Origin of the sequence: Micromonospora sp. NPDC049047 (assembly GCF_040649135.1) — a bacterium.
Taxonomy (GTDB): Bacteria; Actinomycetota; Actinomycetes; order Mycobacteriales; family Micromonosporaceae; genus Micromonospora.
Genome location: NZ_JBEZEY010000017.1, coordinates 98000 through 113654, shown reverse-complemented (window position 1 = coordinate 113654; position 15655 = coordinate 98000). Strand labels below are relative to the sequence as shown.

At 71.3% G+C, this 15655-nt stretch carries 16 protein-coding genes; 14 read left to right on the top strand and 2 right to left on the bottom strand.

From position 1 onward, the window contains the following. The first annotated feature begins 9 nt into the window (after positions 1-9). Positions 10-234 carry a 50S ribosomal protein L31 gene (rpmE, locus tag AB0B86_RS24275; RefSeq protein WP_007464546.1) on the top strand — a complete coding sequence of 75 codons (225 nt, stop codon included), beginning with the start codon at positions 10-12 and terminating at the stop codon, positions 232-234. A 127-nt stretch (positions 235-361) separates the two neighbouring features. After that, positions 362-1450, top strand: coding sequence for a peptide chain release factor 1 (gene prfA / locus AB0B86_RS24270; protein ID WP_357411025.1), 1089 nt, complete (start codon positions 362-364; stop codon positions 1448-1450). 222 nt (positions 1451-1672) lie between these two features. Here the strand turns inward: prfA and AB0B86_RS24265 are convergent, their stop codons facing one another. Beyond that, positions 1673-3220, bottom strand: coding sequence for a GGDEF domain-containing protein (locus AB0B86_RS24265; protein ID WP_357412331.1), 1548 nt, complete (start codon positions 3218-3220; stop codon positions 1673-1675). Between the two features lie 73 nt (positions 3221-3293). Here AB0B86_RS24265 and prmC point away from each other — a divergent pair, with 73 nt between their 5' ends. From prmC to AB0B86_RS24245, 4 genes are all read left to right on the top strand, one after another. Next, positions 3294-4241 carry a peptide chain release factor N(5)-glutamine methyltransferase gene (gene prmC, locus AB0B86_RS24260; RefSeq protein ID WP_357412329.1) on the top strand — a complete coding sequence of 316 codons (948 nt, stop codon included), beginning with the start codon at positions 3294-3296 and terminating at the stop codon, positions 4239-4241. Next, positions 4241-4888: an L-threonylcarbamoyladenylate synthase gene (locus tag AB0B86_RS24255; RefSeq protein WP_357412341.1), complete on the top strand. Its 648-nt coding sequence runs from the start codon at positions 4241-4243 to the stop codon at positions 4886-4888. The genes prmC and AB0B86_RS24255 overlap by 1 nt, the downstream gene beginning before the upstream one ends. Further along, positions 4889-5500: a phosphotyrosine protein phosphatase gene (locus AB0B86_RS24250; protein WP_357412327.1), complete on the top strand. Its 612-nt coding sequence runs from the start codon at positions 4889-4891 to the stop codon at positions 5498-5500. A gap of 106 nt (positions 5501-5606) precedes the next feature. Next, positions 5607-7721, top strand: a complete 2115-nt coding sequence (locus AB0B86_RS24245; protein ID WP_357412325.1) for a transglycosylase domain-containing protein — start codon at positions 5607-5609, stop codon at positions 7719-7721. A gap of 12 nt (positions 7722-7733) precedes the next feature. On the opposite strand, the gene AB0B86_RS24240 is transcribed toward AB0B86_RS24245, so the two are convergent. Then, entirely contained in the window at positions 7734-9197 is a 1464-nt protein-coding gene (locus AB0B86_RS24240; protein ID WP_357419859.1) for an SDR family oxidoreductase, read from the bottom strand. A 35-nt stretch (positions 9198-9232) separates the two neighbouring features. Here AB0B86_RS24240 and glyA point away from each other — a divergent pair, with 35 nt between their 5' ends. The 8 genes from glyA to atpA all read left to right on the top strand — a co-directional run bounded on the left by glyA (position 9233) and on the right by atpA (position 15655). Next, complete coding sequence (gene glyA, locus AB0B86_RS24235) at positions 9233-10522, top strand: serine hydroxymethyltransferase (protein WP_357412321.1); 1290 nt, start codon at positions 9233-9235, stop codon at positions 10520-10522. Further along, positions 10515-10940: a hypothetical protein gene (locus tag AB0B86_RS24230; RefSeq protein ID WP_357412319.1), complete on the top strand. Its 426-nt coding sequence runs from the start codon at positions 10515-10517 to the stop codon at positions 10938-10940. The genes glyA and AB0B86_RS24230 overlap by 8 nt, the downstream gene beginning before the upstream one ends. A 181-nt stretch (positions 10941-11121) precedes the next feature. Beyond that, on the top strand, positions 11122-11358 hold the full coding sequence (locus AB0B86_RS24225; protein ID WP_357412317.1) for a hypothetical protein: 237 nt from the start codon (positions 11122-11124) through the stop codon (positions 11356-11358). Between the two features lie 11 nt (positions 11359-11369). Next, positions 11370-12167, top strand: a complete 798-nt coding sequence (gene atpB / locus AB0B86_RS24220; RefSeq protein ID WP_357412315.1) for a F0F1 ATP synthase subunit A — start codon at positions 11370-11372, stop codon at positions 12165-12167. A 64-nt stretch (positions 12168-12231) separates the two neighbouring features. Continuing rightward, positions 12232-12474: a hypothetical protein gene (locus AB0B86_RS24215; protein WP_088949916.1), complete on the top strand. Its 243-nt coding sequence runs from the start codon at positions 12232-12234 to the stop codon at positions 12472-12474. Between the two features lie 27 nt (positions 12475-12501). After that, positions 12502-13041, top strand: a complete 540-nt coding sequence (locus AB0B86_RS24210) for a F0F1 ATP synthase subunit B (protein WP_357412313.1) — start codon at positions 12502-12504, stop codon at positions 13039-13041. Further along, positions 13041-13862: a F0F1 ATP synthase subunit delta gene (locus AB0B86_RS24205; protein ID WP_357412310.1), complete on the top strand. Its 822-nt coding sequence runs from the start codon at positions 13041-13043 to the stop codon at positions 13860-13862. The genes AB0B86_RS24210 and AB0B86_RS24205 overlap by 1 nt, the downstream gene beginning before the upstream one ends. A 140-nt stretch (positions 13863-14002) precedes the next feature. Further along, a complete protein-coding gene (atpA, locus tag AB0B86_RS24200) occupies positions 14003-15655 on the top strand; it encodes a F0F1 ATP synthase subunit alpha (protein ID WP_357412308.1) in 1653 nt (550 codons plus the stop codon).

Sequence of the window (15655 nt, the reverse complement as noted above, 5' to 3'; positions counted from 1 at the left end):
ACCGAGGCGATGAAGGCAAACATCCACCCGGAGTACGTGACCACCGAGGTCAGCTGCTCCTGTGGCAACACGTTCACGACCCGCAGCACCGCCAAGGGCGGGGCGATCCACGTCGAGACCTGCAGCGCCTGCCACCCGTTCTACACCGGTAAGCAGCGCGTTCTCGACACCGCCGGCCGGGTCGCGAAGTTCCAGCAGAAGTACGCCAAGGTTCAGGCCAAGAAGGCCAAGTAACTCCCCGTTCGGCGCCCGCGTCCGGTTTTCCACCGGACGCGGGCGCCGTCCGCGTTTCGCCTGTCTTCCACGCGCCGCCGGCTCCCGGGCCGGCCCGGTGTCGCACCGTCGAAGGAGCTTCCGCAGCATGAGCAGCGAGCGTCTGGCCGCCCTCCTCGACGAGTACGCGGAGCTGGAGAAGCGGTTGGCCGATCCGGCCATCCACGCCGACCAGGCCACCGCGCGCAGGGTGGGTCGCCGCTACGCGGAGCTGGTGCCGCTGCACAAGGCCGCCGCCGAGCTGGAGCAGGTCCGGGCCGACCTGGCCGCCGCGCGCGAGTTGGCCGCCGAGGACCCGTCCTTCGCGGACGAGGCGGACTCCATCGCCGGCTCGGTGCCGATGCTGGAGGAGCGCCTCGCCGAACTGCTCATCCCGCGCGACCCGCACGACGCCAAGGACGTGATCGTCGAGATCAAGGCCGGTGAGGGTGGCGAGGAGTCGGCGCTGTTCGCCGCCGACCTGCTGCGGATGTACACCCGCTACGCCGAGCGGCACGGCTGGATCACCGAGGTGATCGACGCCCAGGACTCCGACCTCGGTGGGGTCAAGGACGTCTCGCTGGCGATCAAGACGAAGGGTGTGCCGGAGGGCGGCAACGGTGTCTGGTCGCGACTCAAGTGGGAGGGCGGCGTGCACCGGGTGCAGCGGGTCCCGGTCACCGAGTCGCAGGGTCGCATCCACACCAGCGCCGCCGGGGTGCTGGTGCTGCCCGAGGCCGAGGACGTCGACGTCACCCTCGATCAGAACGATCTGCGCATCGACGTGTTCCGGTCGTCCGGCCCGGGTGGCCAGTCGGTGAACACCACAGACTCGGCGGTACGGATCACCCACCTGCCGACCGGCATCGTCGTCTCCTGCCAGAACGAGAAGTCCCAGTTGCAGAACCGGGAGCAGGCCATGCGCATCCTGCGGGCCCGGCTGCTCGCCGCCGCGCAGGAGCAGGCCGACGCCGCCGCCTCCGACGCCCGTAAGGCGCAGGTGCGCACCGTGGACCGCTCGGAGCGGATCCGCACCTACAACTTCCCGCAGAACCGGATCAGCGACCACCGGATCGGTTACACGGCGTACAACCTGGACCTGGCACTCGCCGGTGACCTCGACGGGGTGCTGGACGCGCTCGCCGAAGCCGACCGCGCAGCCCGCCTCGCCGGCGACACCGAACTAACCCGCCGCTAACACACCCCCACCCACCCACCCACCCACCCACCCACCCACCCACCCCCACCCACCCACCCACCCCACCCCGCCCCGCCCCCGCCCCCGCCGATCATGGAGTCGTGGTGGGTGGATTGTCGTGCGGTGAGGCTTTTGTCAGGCACCAGAAGTCCTTGATCGACCACGACTGTCGGGGGCCCGGCTGCCTCGACCACGACTGTCGGGGGCCCGGCTGCCCGGCGGTCAGCTTGCGCGGGGGCGGGTCTTGGCGCGCAGCATCTCCCGGTCGGCCTGCTCGAAGGCGACGCTGAGCGCCTCCCGTAGCCCACCGCCGCCGGAGACCTCGGCGAAGCCGATGCTCACCCCGACCGGGGTCCCCGGCACCAGCGACTCCCAGTCCTCGAGTCGGACGGCGGCCTCGATCCGGCGGGCCACCTCGGCGGCCTCCGCCATGTTGGTGTCCGGCAGCACCACCACGAACTCGTCACCGCCGTAGCGGGCCACGAAGTCACCCCGGCGCATTACCCGGTTGATCACCCCGCTGATGCGTTGGAGGACCAGGTCGCCGGAGTGGTGCCCGTGGCGGGTGTTCACCGCCTTGAAGCCGTCCAGGTCGCAGACACCGATCACCACCCGGTCGCCCCGGGTGACCACGGCGGTGATGTAGCGCTCCAGCCGGCGCCGGTTGGGCAGCCCGGTGAGCGGGTCGGTCAACGCCTCGCCCTCGTACCGGGCCGCTTCGCGGCGCATCTCCTCGTGGTCGATCCGGGCGGCGATGCCGTCGATGTAGACGTCGCGCAGCCGGTCGTTGCGTTGCGCGGCGAGCCGGAACGCCAGTCGGTCGGCCCGGTGCGCTGCCGCGTGGTCGCCGGCCCGGGCCAGCGCGATGCTTCGCAGCCGGGCCGGCTCGGCCGCGCCGAGTGTCTCGTTCGACACGTGGATGGTGTCCAACCGGGTGACCGCCTCGATCGGCCGCCCGTCGGCGACGGCGAGGCACACCTGCCCGAGTTGACGCATGTCGCGGGCCCGGGAGCTGTCCCCACCGTGGCTGATCAGGCGGGCCGGTTCGGCTTTCCCGTCGGTCTCCACCGGGTCGCCGAGCGCGGCCTGGCGGGCCGCCGCGTAGCCGTACGCGGCGAGGCTGCTCGGGCGCAGCCGGCCGGCCCGCCCGGAACGGATGAAGCGGTCCAGGTCGGCGGCCACGTCCCGGAGCACCCGCAGGCAGCCGTCACTGTCGCCGTTGTGGTCGAGTGCCACGGCGTTGCGCAGCCGGATGCCCGGCGCGGCGAACGTCTCCTCGGGGATCCCGGCGGTGAGTCCGAGTTGCCGGGCCCGTTCGATGGCGCCCAGGGCGTACCCGTGGAAGCTGAGGTAGCTGTACGCCATGGCCAGGTCGTGCCAGCCCCAGGCGGTGTCCCGGTCCGGGTCCTCGACGGCGCCCAGCGCCCGCGCGGCGCGGACCAGGTGGGTGACGCAGCGGTCCAGGGCGCCCTGGTGGTGTGCGGCGAGCGCGGCGAGCGCGTTGAGGTGCCCGTGCAGGTAGGGCTCGGCGAGGTCGCGGACGGCTGCCGACGCCTCCTCGATGGCCCTGGTGAACTCCGCCGTCCGACCGAGATTGATCAGTGCGGACAGGCGCTGCACCATCGCGTCCGCCCGCGCTGCCGGGTCGGTGGTGGTGCGGATCACACGTTCCAACAGGACGTAGGACTCCGCGGAGCGACTGGCCTCCTGCAGCGCGCGGGCGCGCGTGAGGGCATCAACCTGGTCGTCGACCCGGTCGAGCCAGCCCACCCGCCAACCTCCTGTCGTGCGCGCCGTCGCGCACCCGTTGGTCGCACCGCCCGCGACGCATCATGATTATCGCGTGACCACTCTGCCGCAACACCCCCCGGGAGGGACAGGCCCCATCCGTCCGTCCGCGGCGGTGGCTCGGGTGGCCCGTGCGCTCGCCGCCGCCGGGATCGGCTCGGCCCGGGCGGAGGCCGAGTTGCTTACCGCGTACGTGCTCGGGGTGCCCCGGGGGCGGCTGGCGCTCGCCGATGATCTGAGCGGCGAGCAGGTGGCGCGGCTCGACGGCCTGACGCGTCGGCGTGCCGCTCGGGAGCCGGTGCAGCACCTGACCGGCCGGGCCGGGTTCCGGCACCTCGAACTGTCGGTCGGCCCGGGCGTCTTCGTGCCCCGGCCGGAGACCGAACTGCTGGCCGGCTGGGGTGTCGAGCAGGCCCGGGGCCGCACCGACCCGGTGGTGGTCGACCTGTGCAGCGGGTCGGGAGCGATAGCGCTGGCGGTGGCTCAGGAGCTGCCCGCGGCACGGGTGATCGCGGTGGAGCGGTCCCCGGAGGCGCTTGCCTGGTTGCGCCGCAACGCGGCGGAGCGGGCCGCCGCCGGGGACCGGCCGATCGAGGTGGTCGAGGCGGACGTGACAGCACCGGACCTGCTGGCGGGCCTGGTGGGCGCGGTGGACGTGCTGCTGTGCAATCCGCCGTACGTGCCGGATGACGTGGTGGTCCCGCCGGAGGTGGCCGGGTACGACCCCGCGGCGGCGGTCTTCGGCGGTGCGGACGGCCTGGCGGTGATCCGTCCCGTCGTGAGTCGGGCGGCGGTGCTGCTGCGCGCGGGCGGCGTGGTGGGGGTCGAGCACGACGACACCCACGGCGCGGCGGTCCCCGCGCTACTGGCCGGGGACGGCGGGTTCACCGCTGTCACGGCGCATCTGGACCTCACCGGACGTCCCCGTTACGCCACCGCATCCCGACGGGCGGACGGCCAGCACGCCCCGATCGGGGTGGCGTGGCAGACTGACTCCTCGTGATGCTCTACGACTGCCGGTCGTCCGCCGATCGGGACCGCGGCATCGCTGCGGCGATCGAGGCGGTCAAGAACGGCGAGCTTGTCGTCCTCCCGACGGACACCGTCTATGGGATCGGCGCTGACGCGTTCACGCCTTACGCGGTCAAGGCGCTGCTGGATGCCAAGGGCCGGGGTCGGCAGATGCCGCCGCCGGTGCTGATCGGCTCGCGGCACACCCTTGACGGGTTGGTCTTCTCGCTGCCCACGGCCGCCCGTGACCTGGTGGAGGCGTTCTGGCCGGGTGCGCTGACGATAGTGGTCGAGCACTCACCGAGCCTGCAGTGGGACCTGGGTGACAAGACGGGCACGGTGGCGGTGCGGATGCCGCTGCACCCGGTGGCGCTTGAGGTGCTGCGGGAGACCGGCCCGATGGCGGTCTCGTCGGCGAACAAGACCGGCCAGCCCGCCGCGGTGACCGCCGAGGAGGCACGGGACCAGCTGAGCTACTCGGTGCGGGCCTACCTGGAGGCCGGCCCGTGCCCGGACCCGGTGCCCAGCACGATCGTGGATCTGACCGGTGAGGTGCCGCAGCTGCTGCGGGCCGGGGCGATCCCCTTGGAGAAGCTGCGCGACGTCGTGCCGGACCTCGTTGACGGTCGGGCGGTCTGAGTGCCCCCGTTCACGGTGCTGCACGTCTGCATGGGCAACATCTGCCGTTCTCCGATGGCGGAGCGGCTGCTCGCTCTCGCGGTGCGGGAGCGGTTGACCCGGCGCGGGCAGGATCCGGCCCAGGCCGACGGGTTGGTGCACAGCCACAGCGCCGGCACCGGTGGTTGGCACGCGGGTGAGGAGATGAATCCGCCGGCGGCCCGGCAGGTCACCGGCCGTGGTGGGGACGTCGAGGGGTTCGCCGCGCGCAAGCTGCGTTCGGACCACATCGACGCCGCCGACCTGGTCCTGACCGCCACCGCCGACCAGCAGGAGTACGTGGTGGCGTTGCGGCCGGACGCGGCGGCCCGCACGTTCGTGCTCGGCGAGTTCGGTCGGCTGCTGGCGGCGGTGGACGCCGCCGCGTTGCCGCCGGGTGACGCGACCCCGGAGGCCGTGTACGCCCGGGGGGTGGCCCTGGTGGCAGCGGCCCACGACGCCCGGTTGGGCGCTTCGGCGCTGCCGACCGACGATCTGGACGACCCCTGGGGTCGTGGTGACCAGTGCTTCAGCCGGGTCGCCGACGAGATCGAGGAGACGGTTCACCCGCTGGCCGGCGCGCTGCTGCCCTGAGCGCGGTGCGAGTTTCCTCCGGGTTTGGGGAAAACCCGGGGCGAAAGCGGCATTCCGGGTCATTCTGAACGGGTCCTAGCGTGACCGGCTCCTGCGGGGAGAGCTGATGATCCGGGCCCATCTCGACAAACTGCTGACCGTGGTGATCGCCGGAGTGCTGGCCGGGCTGGTGCTGGCCGCAGCCGCCCTGCCAGTGGCCCTGGTGTTCGGGATCGGCTTCAGCGCCCTGTCCACGCCGTACTCGGAGCTGCCGAACACGCTCCGCACGCCGCCCACCGCGCAGCGCTCCAACCTCTACGCCAACGACGGCACCACCCTGATCACCTCCTTCTACCAGGAGGACCGGGTGGACGTGCCGCTGGACGAGGTGGCCCCGGTGATGCGCCAGGCCATCGTGGCCGCCGAGGACGTCCGGTTCTACCAGCACAGCGGGGTGGACCTGCGGGGCGTGGTACGCGCGTTCACCGTCAACAGCCGCGACGGGAAGACCCGGCAGGGGGCCTCCACGCTGACCATGCAGTACGTCCGCAACGTGCTCAGCAGCGACCCCCGGCTGACCGAGGCGCAGCGGGTGGCCGCCACCGAGGTCACCACCGCCCGCAAGCTCCAGGAGATGCGGTACGCGCTCGCGTTGGAGCGCGAACTCGACAAGGAGCAGATCCTCACCCGCTACCTCAACATCGCCTACTTCGGCGCCGGGGCGTACGGGATCGCGGCGGCCAGCAAGCGCTACTTCTCCCGGTCCCCGGCCGAGCTGACGCTGGCCCAGGCGGCGCTGCTGGCCGGCCTGGTCCGTTCGCCGGACAGCGACGACCCGATCAACGGCGACGCCGACAGCGCGCTGGCACGACGGTCGTACGTGTTGACCCGGCTGGTGGAGTCCGGGCAGGTGCCGGCGGACGCGGCGGCTGCGGCACGGGCCGAACCGTTGCAACTGCGGCCCAGCGAGACCCCGAACGACTGCACCGGCGTACCCGACGAGCACAACGACTGGGGCTTCTTCTGCGACTGGTTCACCAGGTGGTGGAGCAGCCAGTCCGCGTTCGGGGCGACCGCCGACGAGCGGCAGCGCGCACTGCGGCGCGGCGGGTTCTCGATCGTGTCGTCGCTGGACCCGGGGGTGCAGCGGGCCACCACCGAGCAGGTGCTGAAGATCTATCAACCGTCGGCCGCCGAGGCGGTGCCGACAGCTGTGGTGCAGCCGGGCACCGGGCGGGTGCTGGCCATGTCGGTGAACCGGGTCTACAGCGTGCGGGACAACCCGACGGGGCAGAAGAACCGCCCGAACACGGTGAACCAGTTGATCGGCGGTGGCGGCGCGATCGACGGATACCAGGGCGGTTCGACGTTCAAGCTCTTCACGATGCTTGCCGCGCTTGAGGCGGGCCTGCCGCTGTCGACCGACTTCGTGGCCCCCACCCAGCTGCTCACCCGATTCCCGGTGACCGGGGAGGCCAGTTGCGACGGCCACTGGTGCCCGGCGAACGCCAGCCCATCCTCGATGGATGGCCCCCGCACCATGTGGACCGCGTTCGGCCGGTCGGTGAACACCTACTTCGCCTGGCTCACCGAGAAGGTAGGTGCCGACCGGGTGGTGGAGATGGCCGAGCGGCTCGGGATCGTGCTGCGCGCCGACGACGACGCGCGACTGGCCCGCTACGGTGCGAAGGACTGGGGTCCGTTCACCCTCGGCGTCGCCGCTACCACCCCGCTGGACCTGGCCACCGCGTACGCCACTGTGGCAGCCGAGGGGACCTGGTGCGCGCCGCTGCCGGTGGTGTCGGTCACCGACGCGGATGGTCGGCCGGTCGACGCCGCCAAGCCGGACTGCCGGCAGGTGCTCGACGTCGACGTGGCTCGGGCGGCCACCGACGCGGCGCGCTGCCCGGTCGGCGACCAGTCGATGTACGGGCGCTGCGACGGCGCCACCGCACCCGGCCTGCGGGCCCGGCTCGGCCGACCGGTGGCGGGCAAGACCGGCAGCTCGGAGCGGTACGAGACGGAGACGGTGGTGGCGTTCACACCGCAGCTCGCGGTCGCCTCGATGGCGGCGAACCCGGACGATCCCCGGGACGCGGTCGGCCAGGCCGTGCAGGCCCAGATGGTGGACGCGGTCGGCGAGGTGCTCGCCACCGCCCTGCGCGGCCAGCCGGTACGCGACTTCGTCCCGCCGAGCGAACGAACGGCCTTCCAGCTCACCGGGGCCCGCACCGGCAACTGAGGCCGGGGTGGGTCAGGGGGGCTGTTCGGCGTTGCGGGCGATGTTGCGGGCCATCCCGCCGAAGACCACGGCGTGGAACGGTGCCACCGAGCCCCAGTAGGCGTGCCCGGCCAGACCACGGGGCAGGAAGACGGCGCGTTGGTGGTAGCGGCTGCGGCCGTCCTCGCCAGGCAGCGCCCGCATCTCCAGCCAGGCCCGGCCGGGCACCCGCATCTCGGCGCGCAGCCGCAGCAGCTCGCCGGGGACGATCTCCTCGACCCGCCAGAAGTCGAGCGCCTCACCGACCTGGAGGCGGTGCGGGTCGCGTCGACCCCGGCGCAGCCCGACCCCGCCGACCAGGCGGTCCAGCCAGCCCCGGATCGACCAGGCGAGCGGGAACGAGTACCAGCCGTGTTCGCCACCGACTCCCTCGATCACCCGCCAGAGCGCCGCCGGCGGGGCGTCCACCACCGTCTCCCGGACGTCGGTGTAGACGCTGCCGCCGGACCACTCCGGGTCGCTGGGCAGCGGCTCGGCGGGGGCGTCCGGGCCGCTCGCGTTCGACCAGCGGGTCTCCACCTGGGCGTCGCGGACCTTGGCGAGCGCGAGCGCCACCGCGGTGTCGAAGCCGGTCAGCCCGCCGGGCGGGTCGGGAACGTACCGGGCGATGTCGTGTTCGTGCACCACCGCCTCGTGGATCAGGCTCTCCACCAGGGGGCGGGCTATCGCGTTCGGCACCGGGGTGACCAGGCCGACCCAGTGCGAGGAGAGCGACGGGGTGAGCGGGCGGACCGGCACGATGATCCTCCGGCGCAGCCCGGCCACGCGGGCGTAGCGCTGCATCATCTCGCGGAAGGTCACCACGTCCGGTCCGCCGATGTCGAAGCCCCGGTTGACCTCCGGCGGCAGCGCGACGCAGCCGGCCAGGTAGTGCAGCACGTCGCGGACCGCGATGGGTTGGATCCGGTTGCCGACCCAGCGCGGAGTGACCATGGCGGGTAGTCGCTCGGTCAGGTAGCGCAGCATCTCGAACGACGCCGAGCCGGACCCGATGATCACCGCAGCCCGCAGCACCGCCGTGGGCACCCCGCTGGACAGCAGGATCCGACCCACCTCGGCGCGGGAGCGCAGGTGCGGGGAGGGGACCTCCTCGTCGGCCGCCGGCTCCGGCCCACCCAGGTAGACGATCCGGTGTACGCCGGCCGCGCGGGCCGCCGCCGCGAAGTTCGTCGCCGCCGCCCGGTCGGCCGCCTCGAAGTCGGGCCGGCCGAGTGAGTGCACAAGGAAGTACGCGACGTCCACGTCGGCGAAGGCGACAGGCAACGTGTCGGGTCGGCTCAGGTCCCCCTCGACGATCTCGGCCGTCGCGGCCCAGGGCACATCGCGCAGCCGGACCGCCTTGCGGGCCAGGCAACGCACCATGTGCCCCTCGGCGAGCAGCAGCGGCGTCAGCCGCCCGCCGATGTATCCGGTGGCTCCGGTGACGAGGCATCTCACAGGTCCCAGTCTGCGGCCACCTAGACTCGTTCGCTGTGGAGACCGAGACGAGCACCTTCTGGGGGCCGGATTTCGCGCAGCTCACCGCGACCGACCCGGAGATCGCCGGGGTGGTCCTCGGCGAGCTGGAGCGGTTGCGCGGTGGCCTGCAGCTCATCGCCAGCGAAAATCTGACCTCGCCGGCGGTGCTTGCCGCGCTCGGCTCGACGCTCACCAACAAGTACGCCGAGGGTTACCCGGGCCGGCGCTACTACGGCGGCTGTGGAGAGGTGGACCGGGCCGAGGAGATCGCCATCGCCCGCGCCAAGGAGCTCTTCGGGGCCGAGCACGCCAACGTCCAGCCGCACTCCGGGGCGAGCGCCAACCTGGCCGCGTACGCGGCGCTGGTGCAGCCGGGCGACACGGTGTTGGCGATGGACCTGCCGCACGGTGGGCACCTCACCCACGGCAGTCGGGTGAACTTCTCCGGCAAGTGGTTCCACCCGGTCGGTTACCCGGTCCGCCCGGACACCGAGCTGATCGACTACGACGAGGTACGCGACCTGGCGCGCACGCACCGACCCAAGCTGATCATCTGTGGCGCGACCGCGTACCCCCGGCTCATCGACTTCGCCCGGTTCCGGGAGATCGCCGACGAGGTCGGCGCGTACCTGATGGTGGACGCGGCGCACTTCATCGGCCTGGTGGCCGGCCGGGCGATCCCGTCCCCGGTGCCGTACGCGGACGTCGTCTGCGCCACCACCCACAAGGTGCTGCGCGGCCCGCGCGGCGGCATGATCCTCTGCCGCGAGTCGCTGGCCCAGCGGATCGACAAGGCGGTCTTCCCCTTCACCCAGGGTGGCCCGCTGATGCACGCGGTAGCGGCCAAGGCGGTCGCCCTGCGCGAGGCCGCCCAGCCGGAGTTCCAGACGTACGCCAAGCAGGTGGTCAGCAACGCCCAGGCGCTCGCCGCCGGGCTGGCCGACGAGGGGATGCGCCCGGTGTCCGGTGGCACCGACACCCACCTCGCCCTGATCGACCTGCGGGAGGTGGGGGTGACCGGCGCGGAGGCCGAGGCCCGCTGCGACGCCGCCGCGATCACGCTCAACAAGAACGCCATCCCGTACGACCCGCAGCCGCCGCTGGTGGCCTCCGGCATCCGGGTGGGCACGCCGAGCGTCACCACTCAGGGGATGCGCGAGGGGCAGCTGCGGCAGGTGGCCGCCCTGATCGCCCGCGCGGTGCGCACGGACCCGGGGGCACCGGGTGGCACCGATGCGCTGACCCGGATCGGCGCCGAGGTGGCCGAACTGGCCGCGGCCTTCCCGGCGTACCCCCGTGGCTGAGCCCGGGGTGGTCGAGCCCGCCGCCGACCGGCGGTGGCGGTTGCGGCACCTGCCGGTGCTCCTCGGCGCGTCGCTGGCGCTGGCCGTTGTCGCGGCGGTCGTCGGTGCGGTGACCGGCGGCGCGACGGCGGCGATCGGCGCGGCGGCCGGGGTCGGCGTCACGGTGCTCAGCTACACGCTCACCACTGTGGTGCTGGCCCGGGCCGACCAGGTCAACCCGCAGTTGCTGCTGCCGCTCGGCCTGGGTCTGTACGTGCTGAAGTTCAGCCTGCTGGGTGGGGTGCTGGTGGCGGTGGCGTCCACCGGCTGGGCGGGGTTGGTGCCGCTCTGCCTCGGCATCGTCGCCGGGGTGGCAGTGTGGACGGCAGTGCACATCTGGTGGCTGACCACGGTGCACGCCCGTCGGGTGCACGGCTGACCCGTCGGGCGTCCCACGTTTCGGACGCGCGGGAATGTGTCGGCCTCCGGTCATTTTCCGACGGGCGGAAGGGGAGTAGCGTGCCCACAGACGACGGCGCCCACGAGATGCCCACACAACGATGGTTGTGCGGGGGGTGAGGCACAGCCTCGTCTTCCCGGCTGATATCGTTCGCCCCGTCATGGCTGATGACCAAACCCCCCGTCCTGCCGGTGACCCGGACGATTATCCGTCCGGTGCCGGCCAGGGTTGGACCGCGCTCAGCTACCTCATCGGAGGCATGCTCGTGTGGGGTTTCATCGGTTGGCTTGTTGACCAGTGGCTCGACACCGGCGGCGTCGCCACCGGGATCGGCGTCGTGCTCGGTATGGCCGGGGGCATCATCCTGGTCGTCCGCCGACTCGGCACGCCTACTTAGGAAGGGACGCGGTGTTCGGACAGGCGAACGTTCTGGCAGCGGGCCAGGCGGCATTCCCACCCAGCGTGGAGGACTTCTACCTGCCCAGCATCCTGCCCTGGGGTGCGCACGACTCGTACTGGTTCACCAAGATCACGGCGATGGTCTGGGTCGCGGTCGGCGTCCTGATCATCTTCTTCCTGGCGACGTACCGGAAGCCGCAGCTGGTGCCGACCAAGAAGCAGTGGCTCGCCGAGTCGATCTACGGCTTCGTGCGCAACAACATCGCTGTCGACATGATCGGGCACCAGGGTGTGCGGTTCGCGCCGTACTTCACCACGCTGTTCTGCTTCGTGCTGCTGACGAACTTCTTCGCGATCGTGCCGTTCTTCCAGATCTCGCCGAACTCGCACATCGCCTTCCCGGCGTTCCTCGCGATCATCAGCTACGTGCTGTTCAACTACGTCGGCATCAAGAAGCACGGCTTCGCCAAGTACTTCAAGAACTCCCTGGTTCCGCCGGCGCCCTGGTTCATCCTGCCGCTGCTGATCCCGATCGAGCTCTTCTCGACCTTCATCGTCCGGCCGTTCTCGCTGGCCGTCCGTCTCTTCGCGAACATGTTCGCGGGGCACATGCTCCTGCTGGTCTTCACGCTCGGCGGCTTCGCGATGCTGAGCGCCAACGCCTGGCTGGCGCCGGTCTCGGTGCTCTCCTGGGTGATGACCATCGCGCTCACCTTCCTCGAGTTCCTGGTGATCTGCCTGCAGGCATACGTCTTCACCGTCCTGACCGCGAGCTACGTGCAGGGCGCGCTCGCCGACGAGCACTGATCCACCGCACCAACCGTTGTCGTCCCGCGTGAGAGACACGCGTGATAACCAGGAGGAACCACTAATGGATTACGTCGCCGCCGCAGAAGGTGTCGTTGGCAGCACCGCCGCCATCGGCTACGGCCTCGCGGCCATCGGTCCGGGTATCGGCGTCGGCCTGGTCTTCGCCGCCTACATCCAGTCGACCGCCCGTCAGCCGGAGTCGTCGCGGATGACCCTGCCGTACGTCTGGATCGGCTTCGCCGTCATCGAGGCGCTCGCGCTGCTGGGCATCGCCTTCGGCTTCATCTGGCAGGGCCAGCTCTAATCTCGCCCCTCGACCGGGAGGTCACCCATGTTTCTCCTCGCCGCTGAGGGTGGTGAGTCCACCCACAACCCGATCATCCCGCTCTGGCAGGAGGTCGTGGTTGGGTCGATCGCCTTCATCGTCCTCTGCTTCGTGCTGATGAAGTTCGTCTTCCCGCGCATGGAGCAGACGTTCCAGGCTCGGGTCGACGCGATCGAGGGTGGCATCAAGCGCGCCGAGGCCGCCCAGGCCGAGGCGAACCAGCTGCTCGAGCAGTACCGTGCCCAGCTCGCCGAGGCTCGGACCGACGCCGCCAAGATCCGTGACGACGCTCGGGCCGACGCCGAGGGGATCCGGCAGGACATCCTCGCCAAGGCGCGGGAGGAGTCCGACCGGGTCATCCAGGCGGGCAAGGACGCACTCGCCGCCGAGCGGGCCACCATCGTGCGCGAGCTGCGTGCGGAGGTCGGCACCATCGCGGTGGACCTGGCCAGCAAGATCGTTGGTGAGTCGCTTGCCGACGAGGCGCGACGCAAGGGCACCGTCGACCGGTTCCTGAGCGGCCTCGAGAGCACGGGGGCCCGCTGATGCAGGCCGCCAGCCGGGAGTCGTACCAGGCCGCGGCGGAGCAGCTGGAGACGTACGTCCGCGGAGCGGAGCCGTTGGCGGTGGCCAACGCCGCCGCCGGGATCCTCTCCGTGGCCACCCTGCTGCGGCGTGAGCCGCGGCTGCGTCGGGCGCTGTCCGAGCCGGCACGGTCCGGCGCGGACCGTGCCGGCCTGCTCGGCGACATGCTGCGCGGCAAGATCGACGCGGAAGCGTTGGACCTGCTCGCCACGCTGGTCTCCGGCCGATGGTCGGCACCGTCGGAGCTGCTCGACGGCGCCGAGCGGCTCGGCGTGGAGGCGCTGCTCGCCAGCGCCGACTCGGCTGGCGACCTCGGCGAGGTCGAGGACGAGTTGTTCCGCTTCGGTCAGGTCGTCATGGGTCAGTCGGCGCTGAGCAACGCGCTGGCCGACTCGGCGGCTCCGATCGAGCACCGGGCCGCCCTGGTCCGTGAACTGCTCGCCGACAAGGCCCACCCGATCACCGTCCGCCTCGTCGAGGCGGCGCTCGGCGGGTTCGGGGGCCGCTCCTTCAGCGGATCGCTCACCCGGCTCGTGGAACTCGCCGCCGCACGGCGGGACCGTCAGGTGGCGTACGTCACCGTGGCAGCCCCGTTGAGTGACGAGGAGGAGCGCCGGCTGGGTGCGAGCCTCGCCGGGATATACGGTCGAGAGGTCTCCGTCAAGCAGACGGTCGACCCCCACGTCCTGGGTGGCGTGAGCGTGCGGGTCGGCTCCGACCTGTACGACGGCACCATCCTTCGTCGCCTCAACGAGACCCGCAACGCGCTCGCGAAGCGCTGAACGGCTCGCCGCCCAGCGGCTGAGCGGCTCCGCCGCCCAGCGTCGGGGCGGCTGCGCCGCTCAGCGCCCGGATTGACAGACGCCATTCGGACCGGTCGGTACTAGGTATCCCGGGCCCCTGAATTTTAAGGAAGCAGAGGATGGCCGAGCTGACCATCTCGACGGAGGAGATCCGCGGCGCCCTGGAGCGCTACGTCTCCTCTTACTCGTCCGACGTCTCCCGCGAGGAGGTCGGCACCGTCGCCGACACCGGCGACGGCATCGCCCACGTCGAGGGCCTTCCCTCGACCAAGACCAACGAGCTCCTGGAGTTCGAGGACGGCACGCTCGGCGTGGCGTTGAACCTCGACGTCCGGGAGATCGGCGTCGTCGTCCTGGGTGACTCCGCCAAGCTGGAGGAGGGGCAGCGCGTCAAGCGCACCGACCGGGTGCTCTCGGTTCCGGTCGGCGACGCCTTCCTCGGCCGCGTGGTCAACGCGCTCGGCCAGCCGATCGACGGTCTCGGCGACATCGCCGAGGAGGGCTACCGCGAGCTGGAGCTGCAGGCTCCGAACGTGATGTCCCGGCAGTCGGTGTTCGAGCCGCTGCAGACCGGCATCAAGGCGATCGACGCGATGACGCCGATCGGTAGGGGTCAGCGGCAGCTGATCATCGGCGACCGCAAGACCGGCAAGACCACTGTCGCCCTGGATGCCATCCTCAACCAGCGGGACAACTGGAAGACCGGCGACCCGAAGAAGCAGGTTCGCTGCATCTACGTCGCCATCGGCCAGAAGGCCTCCACCATCGCCTCGATCAAGGGCCAGCTGGAGGAGGCCGGCGCGATGGAGTACACCACCATCGTGGCCTCCCCGGCGTCCGACCCGGCCGGCTTCAAGTACATCGCCCCGTACACCGGCTCGTCCATCGGGCAGCACTGGATGTACGGCGGCAAGCACGTCCTGATCGTCTTCGACGACCTGAGCAAGCAGGCCGAGGCGTACCGGGCCGTGTCGCTGCTGCTGCGTCGCCCGCCGGGCCGCGAGGCGTACCCGGGTGACGTCTTCTACCTGCACTCCCGCCTGCTGGAGCGCTGCGCGAAGCTCTCGGACGAGCTGGGTGGCGGCTCGATGACCGGTCTGCCGATCATCGAGACGAAGGCCAACGACATCTCGGCCTTCATCCCGACCAACGTCATCTCGATCACCGACGGCCAGATCTTCCTGGAGACCGACCTGTTCAATCAGGGCGTCCGTCCGGCGATCAACGTCGGCACCTCGGTCTCCCGGGTCGGTGGCGCCGCGCAGGTGAAGCCGATGCGCAAGGTCGCCGGTTCGCTGCGGCTCAACCTGGCCCAGTACCGCGAGCTGGAGGCGTTCGCCGCCTTCGCCTCCGACCTGGACAAGGCATCCCGGGCCCAGCTGGACCGCGGTGTCCGGCTGGTCGAGCTGCTCAAGCAGCCGAACTACTCGCCGTTCCCGGTGCAGGAAGAGGTCGTCACGGTCTGGGCCGGCACCGAGGGCAAGCTGGACGACATCCCGGTGGGGGAGATCCGGCGCTTCGAGTCGGAGTTCCTCCAGTACCTGCGGCACAAGCACGCGGGTGTGCTGGCGTCGATCGCCGACAACCAGTGGGGCGACGACATCGTCAACTCCCTGGACGCGGCGATCACCGAGTTCAAGCAGGTCTTCCTCGGTAAGGCGGACGAGCGCAAGGTCAACGACGCGCCGGCCGCGCCGCTGGAGGGTGAGCAGAACCGCGAGACGGTGACCCGCTTCCGCGACGGCACGACCGACCGCCCGGCCGAGAGCTGA

What these genes read in the sequence shown, in the direction of transcription:
- rpmE (WP_007464546.1), top strand. Translation starts at nt 10, where the DNA reads ATGAAGGCAAACATCCACCCGGAGTACGTGACCACCGAGGTCAGCTGC.
- prfA (WP_357411025.1), top strand. Translation starts at nt 362, where the DNA reads ATGAGCAGCGAGCGTCTGGCCGCCCTCCTCGACGAGTACGCGGAGCTG.
- AB0B86_RS24255 (WP_357412341.1), top strand. Translation starts at nt 4,241, where the DNA reads ATGCTCTACGACTGCCGGTCGTCCGCCGATCGGGACCGCGGCATCGCT.
- AB0B86_RS24245 (WP_357412325.1), top strand. Translation starts at nt 5,607, where the DNA reads ATGATCCGGGCCCATCTCGACAAACTGCTGACCGTGGTGATCGCCGGA.
- AB0B86_RS24225 (WP_357412317.1), top strand. Translation starts at nt 11,122, where the DNA reads ATGGCTGATGACCAAACCCCCCGTCCTGCCGGTGACCCGGACGATTAT.
- AB0B86_RS24215 (WP_088949916.1), top strand. Translation starts at nt 12,232, where the DNA reads ATGGATTACGTCGCCGCCGCAGAAGGTGTCGTTGGCAGCACCGCCGCC.
- AB0B86_RS24210 (WP_357412313.1), top strand. Translation starts at nt 12,502, where the DNA reads ATGTTTCTCCTCGCCGCTGAGGGTGGTGAGTCCACCCACAACCCGATC.
- AB0B86_RS24205 (WP_357412310.1), top strand. Translation starts at nt 13,041, where the DNA reads ATGCAGGCCGCCAGCCGGGAGTCGTACCAGGCCGCGGCGGAGCAGCTG.
- atpA (WP_357412308.1), top strand. Translation starts at nt 14,003, where the DNA reads ATGGCCGAGCTGACCATCTCGACGGAGGAGATCCGCGGCGCCCTGGAG.